Genomic DNA, 20,770 nt, shown 5'->3' with positions numbered 1-20,770 from the left:
CCCGGTTTGACGTAAACCTATGCTGAGAAACAGCTTAGAAGTAGCGGCAGAGGGACTCGAACCCCCGACACGCGGATTATGATTCCGCTGCTCTAACCAACTGAGCTATGCCGCCATGGAAACCCTAGAAATTAAGTTTTCCCGCTGGGTTCGTCAACGGGGGAAGCATATCTACTTTGGTATTCTCCGTGTGGAAATCGTGCGAAATTGGTATAGATGGAATAGGTCGACCTTTTGGTCCATTCAGGCCGGCGTTTTGGGGGAATTGCAGTTGTACGGGAATCGGTGTGTTCCCTATCCAGGGGCCCAGTCGTAATAATAGTATGTTTCCCGCCTAACTTATCCCAAATCCATAACTCTTCCCCCATACTCCATGGCATCACGCAAGCAAAAACGCAAGCAGACGTCTACCTCTTCCAAGCCGATCCCTCGCTGGATCCTCCTATCCGGGGCAAGTCTGATCCTGATTCTTTTGGCTGTCTCGCTAGTCACAGCCGACTGGTATTACGCACTGCCCAGCGATACGAAGCTGACGTACGTCGGTGCCAATTCATGTATCGAATGTCACAAGACGGAACATGAAAAATGGGAAGGTTCCTACCACGACCAGGCAATGGATTTAGCCAGCGACGACACCGTGTTAGGAGACTTCAACGATCAAGAGATCGAACACTATGGCATCACTTCGAAGCTGTTTCGTCGGGACGGAAAGTACATGATTAATACCGAAGGTCCTGACGGCGAAATGCAGGACTTCGAGATCAAATATGTCTTTGGTGTCAGTCCACTACAGCAGTACATGGTAGAAATCGAACCACCTACGCCAGGGTCGGAAGAGGGATCGATCGGCCGAGTTCAGGTCCTACGTGTTTCGTGGGATACCAAAAAGAAGAAATGGTTCTATCTTTCTCCGCCTGATGTGAAAGAAAAACTTGCGGTCGACGATCCGCTTCACTGGACAGGACTGACCCAGAACTGGAACCACTATTGTGCCGATTGCCACTCAACCAACCTTCAGAAGAATCATGATCTGGCGACGAACACGTTTCATACGACGTTCTCCGAAATTGATGTTAGCTGCGAAACCTGCCATGGGCCAGGAAGTGCGCACGTGAAGCTTGCCAAGGCTCCTAGCTTATTTTGGGATCGAAACCTCGGTTACGGGCTAAAAAAGCTCAAAGGAGAATCCACCGACGCTCAATTGAATCAAGTCGAGACCTGCGGCACGTGTCACTCGCGCCGACAAGTCGTCTGCCCAGATTTTCAGCTCGGCAATGACTACTACGATCAGTTCAGCAACGAGCTTCTCTCGCCGCACACGTATTACTGCGACGGTCAGATCATGGACGAAGATTACGTCTATGGCTCTTTCATTCAAAGCAAGATGTTCCACAAAGGCATTCGCTGCACAGATTGTCACGACCCTCATTCCACGAAAGTGAAATTCGAGGGAAACAAGTTGTGCACTTCGTGCCATCAACACCCTGCCGGCAAGTACGATTCGCCTGCCCACCACTTTCACAAGACTGGCTCCACAGGCACATCCTGTGTCGAATGCCACATGCCTGAGACAACCTATATGGATGTCGATCCACGTCGCGATCACAGCATTCGTATTCCAAGACCAGATCTCTCTGTCAATCTAGGGACGCCAAACGCATGCACGCAATGTCATCTCGACCGAGCCGACTTGCCGCGAGATGAACACCCTGAAATCACTCGCTACGACCAGTGGATGGCACTCGCACGTGGTGGTGACGAGAAAGTTCGCGAAGCACTCGCCAAGGTCGATCAATGGGCCCTCGGCGCGGTCGACCAATGGTACGGCGATAACTCGAAGCTTCCCAAAGAAGAGCACTTCGCCTATAAGCTGGCCAAAGCATGGAGCAACGAGCCTGATGCAGGAGAAGGCTTGATCGAACTCGTTCGTGATGTTCAGCAACCTGGCATTGTGCGTGCGAGCGGCATGATGTATCTCGCCAACTACTTGAATGAAGATGGTGTTCGGACCGCACTGCGGTACTTGTCGGACGACGATCCCCAAGTTCGCATTGCGGCTATTGAAACGCTCCGCGATCTTCCTCCCGTCACGCCAGACATTCAAGGCCAAGTCCTGGATGCTCTGATGAACCGCTTAACAGATGAAGATCGAGCTGTTCGTACGGAAGCGGCTTGGTCTCTTGCCAACCAGGACGCTCAGGCCTTGGAACTTCGCGGGAAAAATCAAGCGTTTCAATCAGCTCTCGCCGAGGCGATCAAGCAGCTGGAACGGGACAGTGATCAGCCATCGGCGCACCTTTCGCTTGGCGTTCTCTACGAACGCATGGGTGATGTCAACAAGGCTGAAAAGGCGTATCGAACGGCAATTCGTATTGGTCCAAACTTTACCGGGCCGCGTTCCAACTTGGTTAGCCTGTTGGAACAGCGTCAGAAAGTGGAAGAACAGCGAATGCGGCAACTTGTTGTACAAGGCAACCGTGCTGCCGCGGAAGCAATGACATCCGACTTAGCCAAGCGCGCGGTCGAAATCGCAAGATTTCGTTTGGAAGAACTCGACAATCTCAAACGTGATGTAAGCCAGCAACCGGACTTCGCTCCGCTTCAGTACCAGTTTGGTTCGGCATTGTATCTCGCAGCACGAAACACATCTCCTGAAAACGCGGAACCGTTTTACAACGATGCCCTCGATGCCTACAGAAAAGCAAAAGAACTGCAACCCAATAGTGTGCAATACGCCTACATGTACGCGTTGATCGCCCAATACCTGGAACGTTGGGACGAAGCAGATCAGGCCGTTGCTGATTTGCTTGAGATGGAGCCTGGCAATGCCGATTTCCTGGGTCTCAAACAGCAGATCGATGCACGCTATTCACCTCGACGCGAGCAAGAGCAGCAGCGTTAACCCATTGCCAACCGCTTGGAAACAATTTCCAAGTGGTGACGCACATGGCCTACACAGCATCGCCCAAGCCCACGCACTGTCCAGCGATAATCGCTGGCAGTTCCGTCTCGGTCGAGCAATTCTTCGGTGAACGATCGATATAGCTCCATCGTCGATTGGCGGACAAGAAACAGTTCTTGAACCAACTCAAAACAAGGGCGGTCGTTGAAATTCGAGTTCTGCATATACATGTCCTGGTCAAAACCAGGCAGCGGTGTTTTATCGCCTCTCGCCATCCGTAGGGCCCGGTAGGAAAAGACTCGCTCGGTGTCACTCAGATGCCCGACAACTTCCTTGATCTTCCACAGATAGGGCGAATGGACGACGCTTGCTTGCTCTTCAGAGATGAGCTGAAACTGAGGAAAGTCTTTCTCGAACTGGGTTTGTAACGTCGCAATGCAGTTCTCCTCAGGTGCGAGATCCAAGTAGCGTTGAAAAGGAGCAGGTCGCGTCATTATTTCACTCAGCCTATTTAACGGGGTATGCTCGACTCGTCAGTCCCTAAAACGAACATCCGATGTTCCGATAAAGTTCATCAACGTAGTTGAACTTCATGCTATCGCCCCGATTCCTCTATAGTAGTCATTATGGTAAATTACGCTGCTTTAACGCAAAAACGCGTCAATCCATTCACCCCACTTTCGTGAAGAGTCGGCTCCCTATGAAGGCGATTGCGGTTAAACCCGGGACTCCCAACAGCGTTCATCTTCGTGACATCCCCGAACCTTCCTTGGACCAGTTTCCCAATGGAAAAGGTGTTCTGGTTAAGGTGCTCAAAGTTGGGGTGGACGCGACAGACAAAGAAATCAACGACGCCCTTTACGGCAATGCCCCTCCCGGGGATGACTTCATGGTCATCGGTCACGAGTCGTTCGGTATCGTGGAAGCCGTCGGCGAAAATGTGACTCGCTTCAAGCCAGGCGATTACGTCACTGCGACGGTTCGTCGCCCTGGTGGTTCGATCTATGACCAGATCGGCACCTACGACATGACCAGCGAGGAAACCTACTACGAACGCGGGATCAACCTGCTGCATGGCTACCTCACCGAAAAATTCGTCGACGAAGAAGACTACATCATCCGCGTTCCGCAAGGCTTGAACCATCTGCATGTGCTGATGGAACCGATGAGCTGTGCCGCTAAAGCAGTTCATCAAGCTTACGAAGTACAGCGCCGAATGAAGGTCTGGAGCCCTAAGGTAGCCTGGGTAATGGGCGCCGGTCAGATTGGGCTTCTAACAACGCTCTGCCTTCGACTTCGCGGCTTGCAAGTCAGCACGATTGCACGTTCGCCAGGTCCGCATCTCAAACAAGAGATCACCGAAGGCATGGAAGCGAACTACGTCAGCACCAAAGAAACCGACCTCGACGAATTGGTCAAAAAGACCGGCCGGCCCGATATCATTGTCGACGCGACCGGCAACAGCGTGATCGCCTTTGAAGGTATGAAGTACCTCGGTCTTAATGGTGTGCTTGTCTTTACAAGTGTCACCGGTGACAGCGATCGCCATGAATTGCCGACCTCAAAAATCAATTTGGAATGGGTGCTCGGTAACAAGCTGCTTCTCGGTAGCGTGAACGCCAATCGCGATCACTTCGAGATGGGTATCAAAGACCTCGCATTGGGCGAAATGATGTACCCTGGAGTGCTCGAACGCATCTTGACCAACCCTGTCGACGGCTTAGAGAACTATGAAGAAATGATGCGTCTCTTGGTCGAAGACAATACGGCACTCAAAGTGTTCGTAAACGTCGCCTCCGAATAGGCTGACACGTTAGACAATTGAATTGAGGCCCGTCGTCGGAGATGGAATCGAACCGATTCTTATCACCATCGCGGGCCTTGAGCTTGCGCATCGACATTCCCTCGCGTGCCCGATCTGCTAGAATATGACCCAGCAGACTTGCAAGGGATTCTTCTCTTTTTTACCCCACCGATATGCAGGACGACCCGATATGAAAAAGCCAACCAGTGGCGGCGGCTGGCAAGCGATCCGGTACACGTTTCAAAAAGCACGTGAGTCGGGCGGGTATTGGAAGTTCTGGAAAGCCATGCGAAGCAAGAACGCTTGCAAGACATGCGCTTTGGGGATGGGAGGGCAAAAAGGGGGAATGGTCAACGAGCAAGGGACGTTTCCCGAGGTCTGCAAAAAATCGATGCAGGCGATGGCCGCTGATATGCAGGGAGCCATCCCGGAAGACTTTTGGACAACTTACAGCGTTGCTCAACTTCAGAAGTTTACCCCTTATCAGATGGAGCATGCCGGCCGAGTCACGCAGCCGATGCTCTGGGAATCAGGGACTCAGCATTACCGCCCAATTGCATGGGACGAAGCCTTCGCTCGGGTCATCAACAAACTGAAGTCCCTGACCGCGGATAAAACATTCTGGTACTTCAGCGGGCGTAGCAGCATGGAGGCCGGCTTCCTGCTGCAACTCTTCGCCCGTCTGTATGGCACCAACAATGTCAACAACTGCAGTTACTATTGCCACCAGGCAAGTGGCGTCGGACTAGCGAGCACCGTTGGCAGCGGCACCGCGACAATCGTTCTGGATGACGTGGAACATGCCGACTTGGTCTTTCTGATCGGTGGTAACCCGGCCAGCAATCATCCGCGATTAATGTCGACGTTGAAGCATGTTCGACGTCGCGGCGGAGAAGTGATCGTGATCAATCCCGTTGTCGAAACGGGCCTGGTCAACTTTCGAGTTCCCAGCGATCCGATCAGCCTTCTGTTTGGAACGAAGATCGCCACGCTCTACGTTCAACCTGATATTGGAGGCGATCTCGCGCTTCTGTACGGCATCGCCAAACGCGTGCTGGAACTAGGAGGACAAGATCAACCATTTCTGGACAACCACTGCGAAAACACCGATCAATACCTGGCCTTCCTTCGCAACCTTTCGTGGGAAGAAATCGAAACCAAGTCTGGCGTCGGCAAGCTGAAGATCGAAGACATTGCGCAGCGTTATCTTAAAGCCAAGCGTGTTATCTTTAGTTGGACGATGGGAATCACCCATCACGCGCATGGAGTCGATAACGTTCAAGCCATTGCCGGACTCGCAGCCATGCGCGGCATGGTCGGTAAGCCAGGATGCGGCCTGATGCCCATTCGCGGCCACTCGAACGTCCAAGGGATTGGGTCCGTTGGCGTGACCCCAGTTCTCAAACAGGCAATCTTCGACGGCCTGGAAAAAGAATACGGTGTGCAACTGCCACGAACACCAGGTCTCGATACGCTTGGTTGCATGGAAGACGCCGATGCAGGCAAGCTGAAAATGGGCTTCTGTCTTGGAGGAAACCTGTATGGATCCAACCCCGACTTGGCTTTTGCCGCCCAAGCTCTTCAAAAACTAGACACCATGGTCTACATGAGCACGACCCTTAATACCGGTCATGCTCACGGACTTGCGAAAGAAACCATTATTCTTCCGGTACTTGCTCGAGACGAAGAGCCGTACCAGACCACGCAAGAATCGATGTTCAACTATGTGCGAATGTCAGATGGTGGTCCCAGCCGACTCGATGGTCCACGCGGCGAGGTCGACGTCATTGCCACGATGGCCGAAGGTGTTCTCGAGAATAAGACGCCGATCGATTGGAAGTCGATGCAAGACACCAACAAAATTCGTGAGGCCCTTTCCAAGGTAGTTCCAGGCTTCGAGAAAATCGCTGAGATCGATCGTTCCAAACAGGAATTTCAAATCGCTGGCAGAACGTTTCACTCGCCGCAATTTCCGACACCGAGCGGACGCTTGATTTTACATTCGCACGATATCCCTGAGCTAAAAGGGACTGGAGAGAATGAACTACGCCTGATGACTGTTCGTAGCGAAGGGCAATTCAATACAGTCGTCTACGAAGAATATGACATCTACCGCGGCATTGATCGCCGTGACGTGATTGTCATGCATCCCAACGACTGCCAGCGGCTAGGTGTCAAGAACGGCCAACGAGTCAGCATTACCTCGAACATCGGAAAGATTGACGGGTTCGTCGTTCACGAGTTCGCTGACATCAAAGCTGGCAATGCCCTGATGTACTATCCGGAGGCCAATACGCTTGTAGCGCGCACTGCCGATCCCAAATCCAAGACCCCAGCTTTCAAAGGCGTTGTGGTAACCGTCCGGCCGATGTAGCAGATCGTTTCCGCTCGTAGTGGTGGATATTGCTGAGGATTGCCTTCTACGTACAATCATTTAGACGCAAAAGTTTCTCAGACAACACGCACGAAATGAACTGGAAAAAGGACGATCAACTCTGTTTTCTGCTCGGTGTCGCGATGCGGAAGATCTCGCGAATCTATACCGAAGGTCTCTCCGGTCACGAGGTGACGCCAGCGCAACTCTTTGTACTTTCCTGCTTGGAACAACGTGATGGCCAGAAGCCTAGCGAGCTTGCCGAAGAAGTTCATCTCGATGCGAGCAGCATGACAGGCCTTCTCGATCGAACGGAAAAAGCTCAGTTAATCCGTCGAATGCGCGACCCTGAAGATCGCCGAGCGCTGCGTATTTACTTGACCCCTCAGGGGGAACACGCACTCGAGCGACTTCGCCCCGTGATTACTTCGCTTCAAGAAAAAGTCCACGAAGCCTTTTTCGATGGCTGCGACGTCGAGCAAATCGATTCGTTTCTGAGTATTCTGCGAAAAGCAGGCAGCAGTAGTGATCGAACCCAGACCCTCTAAGGATACGCACCATGTCGATGATCGAGCGACTTCAGCACCAACTACAATCGGCTCGTGGGTTCACGCAGAGGATCCTGGAAGACTTCAAGGCGCCTCAAGACTGGGTAGCTCAAGTCTGTAATCAAAGCAACCATGCCCTGTGGTTCATTGGCCATATGGCGACGACCGACAATTTCTTTATCTCGCTGCTCCGACCTGAGAAAGCGGCCGCCAAAGATAACTACCAGGAATTGTTCGGGCTGGGATCGACCCCTTCACCGAAACTGGAGGACTACCCTCCCGTCGACGAAGTTCGTGCCTACATGAATGATCGACGTACAGTACTGTTGGAAATACTAGCTACCCTTTCCGATGACGATCTAGCCACGAAAACTCCTGACGGCACGCCTGACTTCTTAGCTGATTACGGACAAGTCTTCGAAACAGCCATCTGGCACGAAGGGCTTCATAGTGGACAGCTCACCATGGTCCGACGCTCACTGGGGCACAAACCGACGATCTCTTAGCGGCAATTATTCGTCTTCACTGAGAATTCGTTTGACGCTTCGTTGCCTCCCGGCCTAATCTACTCTCTTATCGAACCGCACTAATTAGGGGAAAGACCTCCTCTTGCTCAGGTCGTCGATTCATTCGTTTCTCGGAAGAACCGTTGGGGAGAGTCGGATGTTTAAAGAGCCATACGAAAGTTCGCAAAGCTCGAGCCATTCCACGGATCAATATCGCCAATTGGTGGAATCCGAAACGAAAGTTTCGACTCAACGCCACCAGGAGAACCTGAAGGTGGCGTGGACGAGTATGGCAAGTGGTTTCGGGGCTATGCTACTTGGGATCGTATGGCTGGCTATTGGCTTACTCGCCGGACGTCTTTACTTTTATCCGTTCTGGCTCATCGGAGGCGGATTCATCGGCTTTATTTCGGCAATTGGCTACTATCAACGGATTAGGTAAGTCACTGCCTAAGCCCAACGCAACATCAGGAAACTGCGGCGACCATCAACTTCTCCGCAGCTTCTAAGCCAAGTGCGGTTGTGCGTCCTTCGATCTCAATCATGACGATGCCCGCCTCGACACGATTGGAAAGCAGCTTTGCTTCACAGCCAGGCTGCAGCGATTCTTCGCTAAGATACCGCAAGAAATCAGAGCTTTGATCCATGACGCGAACCAGGCGAAACGCCTTGCCGGTTTCCCACTGCGTAAGCTTAACCCCCTGCTCTGTGCGGATCTTTCCATCGGCCGTCGGAATGGGGTCACCGTGCGGATCGGAAGATGGAAATCCGAGGTATTGATCGATTCGATCTACCAGGAAGTCACTGACAGCATGTTCCATGTTCTCCGCTTCTTCATGGACTTCATCCCAAGCCAAATCGAGCGTATGAACCAAGAACAGTTCAATCAAGCGATGACGTCGTAACACTCGCAGCGCCAACTTCCGACCGCTATCGGTAAGACGCACCCCTTCGTACTTCGTATAAGACGCCAGCCCTGTCTCGCTGAGCGTCTTCATCATACTGGTCACCGTACCTGGCGAAACCTCAAGAGCCGTGGCAATCTCCCCAGTCGAAGCCGCTTTTTCCGGTGCCTGAAGAGCGATCTGATAGATCGCTTTCACATAGTTTTCAATCGTCAAACTGGGCATGGGGTCGGCTCCGGGGATTTCAAGGCACCGGAATTTTAGACGGTTCGACCACGCGCCACAATGTACGACATGGCAGTCAACCTTCAGGAAAACTCACGAATCGGTAATCACAGAGATATGCCTAGGCAAAACTCCCTTGCTCCAGCACAGATTGCTTCAAGAAGCTTTCCAGCAGCGGGACATCAACGATCATATTTGACTCATCTCCTTTGCCATCCGTGGGCGAGGCGACAAACCATCGAAAAACGTGGTCAGATGCCATCGATAAATCATGAAAAAAAGAATAGGGGCGGAAAGGCGTACCTATTTCTACCACCATTGTCCCTGGCGTTGAAAACACCATGTTGACTAGGCCTGCTCCATGGGGGCCCACAATAATCTCTGCCTGTTGAAAAAGTTGAATCTGTTCTCGGACGGACATCGTTTCCAAGTGGTATCGCTCAAATCCGTACTTGGAGAGCATGGTCATAACATCATCATCATTCAAGCAATTTCGGCGTTTCATTCTAGAACGCGAAACATAGACTCGTTTTTTTACTCCGCTTTCGAGCTTTGCCCACGACTGACGCTTCGCCGTTTCAAACAAAAATCGAACTGATTCCTTCCGTGGTATATCCGAATGGGAAGGAAAATAAACCTCATCCGCCTGGACAAAGCACAAGTCCGATTCCGCAATTACTTTTCCCCGGTCGATGCCAAACAACTCGAGCAGTTCTTGCTGATAAATTTGCTTATACGGTACGTAGTAGCGATCCACTACCACGCCCGATTCTTCAAGTAACCGAATCTTGGGCAGGCATTCGAGTAAAAAATGAAAATAGTTCTGGTTGGCATACGCGTAGGAAAGTACACCGAGTGTTCCCTGAAGCCTCCTTAGCGGAGGCAAGTAGCCAGCGTATTCGAATGTCCGATTCAATGGCACATTCGACATCTCTTGGAAAACAACAGCACTCAGATCGGAAAGCAAAATTCCGTCAGAAGAGATCGCAGCAACTCCACGACAGCCTACGCATGCATCTCGCAAACAGACCATGACATCTGCGGGAAGTTCGCGAATTAAAGGTTCATAGACATGACGCTGGAATATCGACCGACGATCATCATCTAAAGAATCAAAATGAAGATCAATCTCTTCAACACTTCCCCCAATTTTGCGAGCAGCAAACCTTTGGCTTTGAGCACCAGAAAGAACCGTCCGGCTACCATCGCCTGGGTGTTCTGCAATCCATTCTTGCGATGTCATGGAATGCGTGGGAGGCGCTACTCCAGCAATTCGGTGAAATGCTTCGCGTGATTTTCGGCGCACCCAATTGCGTACGCGGTGCCGAAATTTCATATCACGTCCCTGCATGCTATTCACCTGTCATTGATCGAGCCATATTCCCAAGAAGGCGTTGCCGATCAATATGCCAGCATCAAGCGAAACAGTGCAAGGTTAGTTACTTCAGGAATCTAACGACGCATTCAATACGAACCGCTTGTTAGTCAATGATTCCGCGATCTTGGAGCAACTGATAGATCTTATCAACGCATTCTTCCACGTTAAGTTCGTGTGTTGGAAGAACGAGGTCTGCATTCTCTGGCACTTCGTAGTCGTAGCTGACGCCGGGGAAGTTGGCGATCTCGCCGCTATCCGCTTTGGCGTACATTCCACCATCTTCTCGCTCCCGACAAACTTCAATCGGGGCGGATAGGTGAACCGTCAGGAAACGATCGGTTCCGACAACTTCGCTCGCCTTCTGCCGAACTTCACTGTTGGGTGCCAGGAAGGCAGCAATACAAAGCATGCCAGACTCGTTGAGCATTCGCGCGATTTCGCTTCCACGACGCAGGTTTTCGCCACGCTGTTCGGCCGTATAGCCGAGATCCTTGCTGATCCCTCGACGAAGGTTTTGACCGTCCAAGACGACGCTGGTCTTTCCTTCGTCAAACAGGCGGCGCTCTAAAGCGTAAGCAATCGTGGTTTTGCCAGCCCCAGTCAAACCGGTCAAAAGGACTGTGGCCGGCTTTTGACCGAATCGAGCGGCTCGCTCATCTGAGGAGACATTTCCCTTCGAGCTTTGGAGAGTTTCGTCACCTTCGACGTCCCACAACTCATCGGCGTCACTTGCATCGCGATCGATGATCATCCCTGCACCGACGGTACGGTTCGACATGTAGTCGATCAGGATGAACGCTCCGGTCGTTTTGTTTTTCGCATACGGATCGAAGCAAACTGCCTGATTCAATTTGATCGAGCAGCGACCGATTTCGTTCAACTTCAAAGCTGGCGAATCTTCGCGGTGAAGCGTGTTCACGTCGACGTTGTAGCGAACACGAGAGACCGTACCGGTCATCATCTTCGTAGTATGCTTCACAAAGTACTGCTTGCCAGGAACAAGCGGCTCTTCCGACATCCAAACCACCATGGCGTCGAACTGGCTATCGACTTTCGGTCGGTTCCCAGGTCGAACAATGATGTCGCCACGGCTGCAGTCGATTTCGTCTTCGAAGGTCAGTGTGACTGACATCGGCGGATACGCTTCTTCCACGTCACCATCCATCGTGACGACCTTTTTGACTTTGCTCGTCTTTTTGGACGGCAAAACCATAATCTCTTCGCCGGGTCGAATCGTACCGGAAGCGACCGTTCCGCAGAAACCGCGGAAGTTCAAGTCCGGGCGGCTCACCAACTGAACCGGGAAGCGGAAGTCTTGCAAGTTACGGTCGGAACCGATGTAAAGGTTCTCGAGCATATGCATCAATGTGGCACCTTCGTACCACGGCATCTTCTCGCTTTTCTCGACGAGGTTGTCCCCTTTAAGTGCCGAGAGCGGAATGAAGTGGACGTCGTCGGCCGACATTTTCGCCGCGAAGTCGATGTAATCCTGCTTGATCTTCTCGAACACTTCCTGGCTGTAATCGACCAGGTCCATCTTGTTGATCGCCACCAGAATGTGACGAATACCTAGCAGCGACGTGATGAAGCTATGTCGTTTCGTCTGCGTCAAAACACCTTGGCGGGCGTCAATCAAAATGATGGCCAAGTCAGCGGTCGAAGCGCCGGTAGCCATGTTACGCGTGTACTGCTCGTGGCCTGGAGTGTCGGCAACGATGAACTTGCGCTTCGCGGTCGAGAAGTATCGATACGCGACGTCAATCGTAATGCCCTGTTCGCGTTCTTCTTTGAGACCATCGGTGAGCAAGGCCGGATCGATTTCACCGCCAACCGTTCCGTGCGTGGCCGAGTCTTTCTCAATCGCAGCGAGCTGATCTTCGTAGGCGGCTTTCGATTCGATCAGCAGCTTGCCCAATAGCGTGCTCTTACCGTCGTCGACACTGCCGCACGTAATGAATCGCAGCAGCTCCTTCTTCTCGTGCTGAGCAAGATAAGCATGAATGTCGGTCGCGATCAGGTCAGATTTATGAGACATAGGTCTAGTGTTTAGTTGTCGGTGTTCAGTTTGCAGTAGGATTCGATGCTCAGCTTTCGCTGCGATTCAGTCTTCTCGTCATTGTCGAAAACTGAAAATTGAAAACTGAACACTCGCCTCGAGCGTTAGAAGTATCCTTCTTCTTTTTTCTTCTGCATCGAAGCGCCCTGATCTTTGTCGATGGCACGACCTTGACGTTCTGAGGTGGTCGTCAGCAACATCTCTTGAATGATGTCTGGCAGCGTCACGGCTTCCGATTCGACGGCACCCGTCAGCGGGTAGCAACCTAGCGTGCGGAAGCGAACCATTTTCTCTTCCACTTTTTCGCCCGGTTCGAGCTTCAAGCGATCGTCGTCGACGAGAATCCACATATCGTTACGCCAAACGACGGGGCGTTTTGCCGAGTAGTACAGCGGCACGATCGGAATCTCTTCCAAGTGGATATATTGCCAAACGTCAAGCTCGGTCCAGTTCGACAGAGGGAAGACGCGAATGCTTTCCCCTTTGTTGACTTTGGTGTTGTACAGATTCCACAGCTCTGGTCGTTGGTTCTTTGGGTCCCAGCGGTGGTTCTTATCACGGAAGGAGAAGACGCGTTCCTTGGCTCGTGACTTTTCTTCATCACGTCGAGCGCCGCCGAAAGCTGCATCGAACTGATATTTATCCAGAGCCTGCTTCAGCGAAACGGTCTTCATCAAGTCGGTGTGGCGGACACTGTCTTGGAACGGATCGATGCCGACCTTCTTGCCTTCTTCGTTGATGTGCACGATCAGATCGAGCCCCAATTCCTTGCGAGCGTAATCTTCGCGGAACTGGATCATCTCCCGGAACTTCCATGTCGTGTCGACATGCATCAAGGGAAATGGTGGCTTGGCCGGATAGAATGCCTTCATCGCCAGGTGAACCATGACGGAGGAATCTTTCCCGACGGAGTACAACATCACCGGGTTCTCAAACTCAGCCGCCACTTCGCGGATGATATGGATGCTTTCTGCTTCCAACTGCTTGAGATGCGTAATCTGATAACCGGACATCGATCAATCGCTGTGGGTTGAAGTTAGGCAATTTGGCCGATTTGCATTAGGCCTTATTGTCGGAGGGTCGGTGTCTCTCTACCGGCTGGGAAAGCTAGGAGAGAATCGTCTGATTATAGGGGTCTTACGTATTGTCAACAACGACACTAATCGGCCGTAAGTTGAACCAGCTTAAGGCTCTTTGCGACCTTTCGGCCAAACTTTCAAGATCACGCTGGGGTGATCGTTGCCTGGCGTTTCATATTCGTGGACGTTTCGGATCTCGACGCCCTTGGTATAGCCATGATGCCGCGCTTCTTTGACTTCTTCCACCCAGCGACCTCCCTTGATGGTCAGCAATCGGCCGGCTGCCAGCCAATGATCGTCCAACCAAAGTAGCAGCTTTCGCATCGGAGCGACCGCGCGGCAGACAACCGCATCGAAGCTGAGGTCTTCGAGTACCTGTTCCGCTCGGTTGTGGTAAACAGGAACCTCTAATTCGACCTGCTCGACGATGGCCTGCATGGCGTGGGCTTTTTTGCCGACGGAATCACAAAGAGTGACACGCACGTCAGGTCGCAGGATCGCGATTAAAATTCCAGGAACACCGCCACCGCTGCCCATGTCGAGGATTTCCTCGTTCGGCTTCAGTTGGCCGGCAATGGCCAGGCTATCGATGACATCACGCGAAACGAACTTGTCGTAATCGGTATGCCGCGTGAGGTTCATCGTTTTATTGATTTCCCACAGTGCATCGACGTACTTTTGAACCTGGTCGCGAATCTCCGGAGGGAGAGGCGCACCATATTTTTGCAGCGCGTCTTCTAGCGTGGCACTTGGGGAGCCTTCTTCGCTCATGCTTGCTTTCAGTGAGAATTGGCGGAAACCTTATGACCACCCTTAGGTGGTTTTCCAATTCTCACTATTTGACCATGAATGGCCATTTGGGGCTATGACACTGCCGCTTTGGCTATTTCTTTTCATGCCGAGAAAGAACCACAATTCGGTGAGCCGTAAGATGTGGCTTGGTGAATTGATCCAATGGCGAGATCTGCCCGTAAATCCCTACCTGCATTCGGGAATATCGTCGCAAGTTGAGTCCCGGTGAGGGACTTACAAACTGAAGGACATTCCCCTGAGCGTCCGTTAAAGCGAACGGAGGCGTATACTGATTGACGTCTCGGCTAGAAGATGCCCGGGTAATTACCGGCATCAACCAACCTCTACCATCGTATCGCGGATCAATGCCGGCTCCGGTGAAAGATGCGGCAGGATCATTCGATCGCTCGGTACCTCCCAGCTTGTCATCACTGACGAGCGGCATTTTGAGTGGTCCCGTGCCGGCCACAAACCCTTCTTCGCTGGCCAATTTTCGTTCGTGAAATGCGCTGAACTCTTCGATCTTCTCGAGCAAAAGGCGGGCTTTGCCACGTTCAAGGGGCGATTCCCCTGATTCGATGAGCCGTTTGGCTTGCACTTTAAGTGGCTTGAAGTCCCATTGATCGGTTGGTTTCAGGCATTCCTGGCTGACGTGTAGTTCCAGCTCGATCAAACTTAGACTGGTCTCTGGACCTAGTTGCTCTAACGGTTGCAAGTCGCCAGATAGCCGTGCTCCGCCGCTTTCATTCGGTTCAGCATCGAAGGACACCGGGCGCACAGCACTAAGCTTCTCTTCCGCTTTCTTCCAAAACTCCGCATCCGCAATGGTTTGCTTCATGGCGGTCGGATCGGCTTGGGTGGCCAATGCCCGAGGTTCGACACCAATTGCCTCGACAAAGTGCTTGTTGATCCAACGGAATTCGCCTGCCGGGGGAGCAATTCGATAGAACGCTTCTTTTTTGCCCGATTCAGGATCACGCAGCTCGACAATTCCAAGCACTTCGACTGGCTCGTCCTGGTTCAGCTTTACATGGGTAATGTGATGCTGATCGCTGATTTGGCTTCCAACAAACGCAGGTGCTTCGTGAAGCTGAACATGTGCGATTCGCCGATCCTCGCCGTATGAAAGATCTTCAGCACGAATCAAACTGAATTCGTTCTCAGGTGGCCGAATTGCCAGCCATCCCCCTGCTTCTTCGCGGTAGACATCAACGACCGTATTTTTTTCCAGATACGACGTTGGATAGTAATTTTGCCCGGGGCCGCTTCGTGTAAATACCTGGCCTGTGGTGACGCGGCCTTTGTACGGATCGGCAGCGTTTGCCGCGGCTACCGAAGCGAGAATTACCGCAGCAGAGAGGATGATGACTGGTCGAAACTGAAACATACCCGGATCCCTCAGGCAAAAACTTGAGTTCTTTGCCCGAGGAAATACCGAATTTACGCTTCGCCAGCAAGACTGATTTCAGTGCTATCGCAGCCGACGCTTAGAACTGGTGTCCCTTTTGCGGACCATCTTTCGTGAGGGTCAAGATCTCTGGCCCGTTTTCGGTCATCAGAATGGTGTGCTCAAACTGGGCACTCAGGCTACGGTCACGCGTACGAACCGTCCAGCCATCGGTCGGATCCAATTGCGTTGCGGCAACACCTATGTTGATCATCGGTTCAATCGTGAAACAGACGCCTGGCATTAAACGCACCGAGTGAGCGGCTCGCGTCGGCACGTGTGGGATCGAAGGATCTTGGTGGAAGCGGCGTCCGAGTCCATGTCCGACGAATTCTTCGACCACACCAAAGTTGTACTTCTTGGCTTCTTCGACGATGACACGCCCGATTTCCGAGACGCGGCATTCGGGATAGATCGCTCCGATTGCCAGATACAGACAATCGAATGCGGTTTGCGTGACCTGTTTGGCCTCAGGAGTGACTTCCCCAATCAGGAATGTTTCGGACTGATCGCCGTGCCAACCGTCGACGATCGAAGTCAGGTCGACATTGACGATATCGCCATCTTTCAGCTCGTAATCGTCAGGAATTCCGTGGCAGATCACTTCATTAATGCTGGTGCAGCAGCTTTTCGGATAGCCCTGATAGTTCAAGCAAGCAGGCGTGTGGCCATGATCCAGGGTGTACTCGTGCACCATGCGGTCGAGCGCTTCGGTGGTGATGCCAGCTTTCACATGAGGACGCACAAAGTCCATCAGTTGCGCGTTGAACTGACAGGCAATTCGCATTGCGTCGCGTTCGGAATCAACCAGTTGAAGATGACGTCGTCCGTGAAGCATAAGGATTCAGGGGTTCGTATTGTGGGGTACGTGTTTGACGGGAAACCAGCAGTCTACCAGGGTAATCGACTTGGCAACATGCAATTCTCGCGATTTCCTTGCACAGATTTTAACCATCTGGGCCGTTTAGCGCGAACGTTCCCAACAACCAACGGCGTCCGTCAATTGTCAGTTTTCGCGACGACCATTAGAATCGTTACCTTCCAAAGAGTGCGGGAAAGCCCTATGTGACAACATTTTGCGGCGATCCCCCAGCTTTTCGATCGATACCGACGGCAGACCAAGCTGCGGACTTCGTCCTCAATACAACCCCGGAACAGAATCATGCCTCGTTACAACCCGGCCCAGATCGAACCGAAATGGCAAAAATACTGGGACGAGAACAAGACCTTCCGCAGTCCTGAAATGCCCAACGGGGAAAAGCTATACGTTCTGGATATGTTCCCCTACCCCAGTGGTGCCGGATTGCATGTCGGCCACCCAGAAGGGTACACGGCCACCGATATCGTCTGCCGTTTTGCCCGAATGCAGGGGAAGAGCGTCCTCCATCCGATGGGTTTTGACTCGTTCGGTCTTCCAGCCGAAGAGTACGCGATTCGTACCAACACCCATCCTCGGATCACGACCGAAAAGAACATCGGTGAATTCGTTCGCCAGTTGAAGATGATTGGCTTCAGCTACGACTGGGACCGCCAAGTCGCCACGACCGACGTCGAGTACTTCCGCTGGACGCAGTGGATTTTCCTTGTTTTGTTCGACACGTGGTACGACAAAGAAGCAGGCAAGGGACGGCCTATCTCGGAATTGCCGATCCCAGCCGACGTTCAAGCGGAAGGGGAAGACGCGGTCCGTAAGTATCAAGACGAGCATCGCTTGGCCTATGTTAGTGAGGCCCCAGTCAATTGGTGCCCCGGACTTGGGACCGTACTTGCCAACGAAGAAGTCATCGACGGCAAGAGCGAGCGGGACAACCACCCTGTGCAGCGTTTATCGCTTCGCCAATGGATGCTTCGTATTACGGCTTATGCCGAGCGATTGGAAAAAGATCTCGAAGACCTCGACTGGTCCGACAGCATCAAGCAGCTTCAACGAAACTGGATCGGTCGCAGTACCGGGGCGGAAGTTGACTTCTTCCTGGGTACCGAAAAGGAATTCACTCCATGGGAAATTGAGCGGAAGAAACTCGGTTACCCACGCAAGCCGGGCAACGACGTTCTTCGCGTTTACACGACCCGGCCCGATACGCTTTATGGCGCGACCTACATGGTCATTGCTCCCGAGCACCCACTCGTCGACCAATTAACGACCGAGTCGCAGTCGGCCGAAGTGAAAAAGTACTGCGAAGCAGCGGCGTTCAAGTCGGACTTAGAGCGAACCGAACTCGCCAAGGAAAAGACCGGCGTCTTCTCCGGTTCGTATGCCATCAATCCGGTGAACGGCACGCCGGTTCCGATCTGGATCGCCGATTACGTCCTCGCCAGTTACGGTACCGGGGCCATTATGGCGGTGCCAGCTCATGACGATCGCGACTTCGAGTTCGCCCAAAAGTTTGATATTCCGGTCATCGCCGTCGTCGATCCTGGCGACAAGTCAGACATCGATCGCGATGCCGTACTTGCTGGAACGGCGTGTGCCACATTTGATGGCGTCGCGATTAACTCAGGCAAGTACGACGGCATGAAAACGGCCGACGTGAAGTCGCAAATCGCCCTCGATCTCGAGCAAAACGGTCTCGGCAAAGAAGCGACGAACTTTAAGCTTCGCGACTGGTTGTTCAGTCGTCAACGTTTTTGGGGCGAACCGTTCCCAATCCTCAAAGAGCTCGACGAAAACGGCCAGCCAAACGGCAAGATCCGCGCCGTCCCTGTCGATCAGCTTCCCGTCGATTTGCCACAAATTGAAGACTACAAGCCAATCGGACGCCCGGAACCACCACTGGAAAAAGCGGATGATTCCTGGCTCTATCCCGTGATCGACGGCGTGAAGTATAAGCGGGAAACGAACACCATGCCTCAGTGGGCTGGCTCGTGCTGGTATTATCTTCGTTTCATCGATCCGAAGAACGGCGAAGTGTTCGTCGATCCCGAAAAAGAAAAAGCCTGGATGCCGATCGACCTTTACATCGGCGGCGCGGAACACGCGGTGCTTCACCTTTTGTATGCTCGCTTCTGGCACAAAGTGCTTTTCGATCGCGGCTACGTTTCAACGCGGGAACCGTTCCAGAAACTCGTTAACCAAGGGATGATTCTTGGCGAGATCGAGTACACCGGCTTCCAAACTTCCGACGGCAAATGGGTTGGTAGCAACCAGACTCGCAAGCAGGAAGATGGCACGATCACAGATGCCAATGGCAACGAGCTTCAACTGGTCAAGCTTACCGAAGATCAAGTCACCAAAAAGGGCGATGGTTTCGTTCTCGCGGAAGACGCCAACATTCGGATCGACGCCCGGGCTCATAAAATGTCGAAGAGCCGCGGCAACGTGGTGAATCCCGATCGGGTCGTCGAGGACTACGGCGCCGACAGTCTTCGCTTGTACGAAATGTTCATGGGCCCTCTCGAAGCCACCAAGCCATGGGCGATGGATGGCGTGAAGGGGGTTCGCGGATTCCTCGATCGAGCGTGGCGTATGATCGTCGATCACAACGCCGAAGAGCTCACACTGAACGCGGCCATTCAAGATGTCGAACTGACCGACGAACAAAACAAAGTGCTCCACCGCACGCTCAAGAGCGTCACGCAAGACCTCAACAGCCTTGGATTCAACACGGCGATTGCCCGATTGATGGAGTTCACGAACTTCTTCACCAAGGAATCGACGCGTCCGAAACAGGCCATGGAGTGGTTTACGCTCATGCTGTCGCCGCTTGCTCCGCACTTGGCGGAAGAATTTTGGCAACTTTTAGGGCACGGTAACACTTTGGCCTATGAAGCATGGCCACAGTTCGTCGAGTCGTACACCAAAGACGACGAGATCGAAGTACCGGTTCAGATTATGGGTAAAGTTCGCGGCCGTATTACCGTTCCAGCCGACATTAAGAAGGATGATCTTGAAGCTCTTGCGAAAGCTGATTCTCGCGTCCAAGAGCTTCTCGAAGGAAAACAAATTATCAAAACGATTGTCGTTCCTGGTCGTCTCGTAAATTTCGTCGTGAAATGAACTTAGCGTGCTCGACTCCGGTTGACGCGGCGCATTTTACGACGGATGCTTACAAACATAGGTTCGCGTTGGTTAGGCTGTGCCTGACAGGGAAGCGGAACCAACTATGGCAATTTGGTAAAGCTATTGGAGCCAGACCCTACCTGGCTCGCAAGGAAGATTCGCATCCATGACGCACGCTTGGCATGACGTGACCCCCGGTGAGGCAATTCCTAGGGAATTTTGTGCGGTCATCGAGATCCCGACCGGTTCCAGCATCAAGTACGAACTGGACAAAGACACCGGGCTGCTGCGAATGGACCGCATGCTCTACTCGGCGGTCCACTACCCCGCCAATTACGGTTTCGTCCCACAGACGCTTGCCGAAGATGACGATCCGCTCGACGTGCTGGTCCTTTGCCAGGAACCAGTCGCTCCGCTGACGCTGATTACCGCTCGTGCGGTTGGCTTGATGACGATGGTCGATAGCGGCAAGCTCGACCATAAAATCATTGCCGTGGCGGTCACCGATCCTGAATACTCTTCTTACAACGAAGCGATCGATCTGCCGAATCATCGCCGAAACATGTTGCGACGCTTCTTCCAAGACTACAAGATGTTGGAAGGCAAGTCGGTCGAGGTGGACGAGATCCTTCCATCCGAATTGGCCCTGCCGATCATCAATGAAGCCCTGGAACGCTACAGCGAACAGCGTCGACGCGGGTTTTATCGAAAGTAGTCGTCGTACCCATTACGGCGCAATAATTGCGTAAAGTTA

General features: G+C 52.6%; 16 protein-coding genes and 1 tRNA gene. 8 read left to right on the top strand and 9 right to left on the bottom strand.

Annotated features, from left to right (window positions below; all coding sequences use genetic code 11):
- Positions 1-41: 41 nt before the first annotated feature.
- Positions 42-115 (bottom strand) — tRNA-Met (locus LA756_RS03000).
- Positions 116-373: 258 nt separating this feature from the next.
- Between LA756_RS03000 and LA756_RS02995 the strand changes: the two genes are divergently transcribed.
- Positions 374-2,902 (top strand): ammonia-forming cytochrome c nitrite reductase subunit c552, encoded by a 2,529-nt coding sequence (locus LA756_RS02995; protein ID WP_224438404.1) that lies wholly within the window; start codon positions 374-376, stop codon positions 2,900-2,902.
- Here LA756_RS02995 and LA756_RS02990 read toward each other — a convergent pair.
- On the bottom strand, positions 2,899-3,396 hold the full coding sequence (locus tag LA756_RS02990) for a DinB family protein (protein WP_224438403.1): 498 nt from the start codon (positions 3,394-3,396) through the stop codon (positions 2,899-2,901). The two genes, LA756_RS02995 and LA756_RS02990, sit on opposite strands and share 4 nt — an antisense overlap.
- Before the next feature lie 206 nt (positions 3,397-3,602).
- Between LA756_RS02990 and LA756_RS02985 the strand changes: the two genes are divergently transcribed.
- The 5 genes from LA756_RS02985 to LA756_RS02965 all read left to right on the top strand — a co-directional run bounded on the left by LA756_RS02985 (position 3,603) and on the right by LA756_RS02965 (position 8,576).
- A complete protein-coding gene (locus LA756_RS02985) occupies positions 3,603-4,706 on the top strand; it encodes a glucose 1-dehydrogenase (RefSeq protein WP_224438402.1) in 1,104 nt (367 codons plus the stop codon).
- 190 nt (positions 4,707-4,896) lie between these two features.
- Positions 4,897-7,080 carry an FdhF/YdeP family oxidoreductase gene (locus LA756_RS02980; protein WP_224438401.1) on the top strand — a complete coding sequence of 728 codons (2,184 nt, stop codon included), beginning with the start codon at positions 4,897-4,899 and terminating at the stop codon, positions 7,078-7,080.
- A 95-nt stretch (positions 7,081-7,175) separates the two neighbouring features.
- Positions 7,176-7,628 carry a MarR family winged helix-turn-helix transcriptional regulator gene (locus LA756_RS02975; protein ID WP_224438400.1) on the top strand — a complete coding sequence of 151 codons (453 nt, stop codon included), beginning with the start codon at positions 7,176-7,178 and terminating at the stop codon, positions 7,626-7,628.
- A gap of 11 nt (positions 7,629-7,639) precedes the next feature.
- Positions 7,640-8,134, top strand: coding sequence for a DinB family protein (locus LA756_RS02970; protein ID WP_224438399.1), 495 nt, complete (start codon positions 7,640-7,642; stop codon positions 8,132-8,134).
- A gap of 157 nt (positions 8,135-8,291) precedes the next feature.
- Positions 8,292-8,576, top strand: coding sequence for a hypothetical protein (locus LA756_RS02965; protein WP_224438398.1), 285 nt, complete (start codon positions 8,292-8,294; stop codon positions 8,574-8,576).
- 25 nt (positions 8,577-8,601) lie between these two features.
- On the opposite strand, the gene LA756_RS02960 is transcribed toward LA756_RS02965, so the two are convergent.
- The 7 genes from LA756_RS02960 to map all read right to left on the bottom strand — a co-directional run bounded on the left by LA756_RS02960 (position 8,602) and on the right by map (position 16,854).
- On the bottom strand, positions 8,602-9,264 hold the full coding sequence (locus tag LA756_RS02960) for a metal-dependent transcriptional regulator (protein WP_224438397.1): 663 nt from the start codon (positions 9,262-9,264) through the stop codon (positions 8,602-8,604).
- 121 nt (positions 9,265-9,385) lie between these two features.
- Positions 9,386-10,615, bottom strand: coding sequence for a DUF563 domain-containing protein (locus tag LA756_RS02955; RefSeq protein ID WP_224438396.1), 1,230 nt, complete (start codon positions 10,613-10,615; stop codon positions 9,386-9,388).
- Positions 10,616-10,745: 130 nt separating this feature from the next.
- On the bottom strand, positions 10,746-12,677 hold the full coding sequence (cysN, locus tag LA756_RS02950) for a sulfate adenylyltransferase subunit CysN (RefSeq protein WP_224438395.1): 1,932 nt from the start codon (positions 12,675-12,677) through the stop codon (positions 10,746-10,748).
- A 125-nt stretch (positions 12,678-12,802) separates the two neighbouring features.
- Complete coding sequence (gene cysD / locus LA756_RS02945) at positions 12,803-13,711, bottom strand: sulfate adenylyltransferase subunit CysD (RefSeq protein ID WP_224438394.1); 909 nt, start codon at positions 13,709-13,711, stop codon at positions 12,803-12,805.
- A gap of 171 nt (positions 13,712-13,882) precedes the next feature.
- Entirely contained in the window at positions 13,883-14,548 is a 666-nt protein-coding gene (gene rsmG, locus LA756_RS02940; RefSeq protein WP_224438393.1) for a 16S rRNA (guanine(527)-N(7))-methyltransferase RsmG, read from the bottom strand.
- Between the two features lie 112 nt (positions 14,549-14,660).
- Positions 14,661-15,956 (bottom strand): hypothetical protein, encoded by a 1,296-nt coding sequence (locus tag LA756_RS02935; protein ID WP_224438392.1) that lies wholly within the window; start codon positions 15,954-15,956, stop codon positions 14,661-14,663.
- A gap of 100 nt (positions 15,957-16,056) precedes the next feature.
- The gene (map, locus tag LA756_RS02930; RefSeq protein WP_224438391.1) at positions 16,057-16,854 is read right to left on the bottom strand and encodes a type I methionyl aminopeptidase; all 798 of its coding nucleotides are present in this window, start codon (positions 16,852-16,854) and stop codon (positions 16,057-16,059) included.
- A gap of 324 nt (positions 16,855-17,178) precedes the next feature.
- Between map and leuS the strand changes: the two genes are divergently transcribed.
- Together leuS and LA756_RS02920 are read left to right on the top strand one after the other, a co-directional pair.
- On the top strand, positions 17,179-20,013 hold the full coding sequence (gene leuS, locus LA756_RS02925) for a leucine--tRNA ligase (protein ID WP_224438390.1): 2,835 nt from the start codon (positions 17,179-17,181) through the stop codon (positions 20,011-20,013).
- Positions 20,014-20,182: 169 nt separating this feature from the next.
- The gene (locus LA756_RS02920) at positions 20,183-20,731 is read left to right on the top strand and encodes an inorganic diphosphatase (protein WP_224438389.1); all 549 of its coding nucleotides are present in this window, start codon (positions 20,183-20,185) and stop codon (positions 20,729-20,731) included.
- The last annotated feature ends 39 nt before the right edge of the window (positions 20,732-20,770 follow it).

This window comes from Bremerella sp. TYQ1 (assembly GCF_020150455.1).
GTDB lineage: Bacteria > Planctomycetota > Planctomycetia > Pirellulales > Pirellulaceae > Bremerella > Bremerella volcania_A.
Note: the sequence above shows the minus strand (reverse complement) of the source record. Positions and strands in the feature narration are given on the sequence as shown.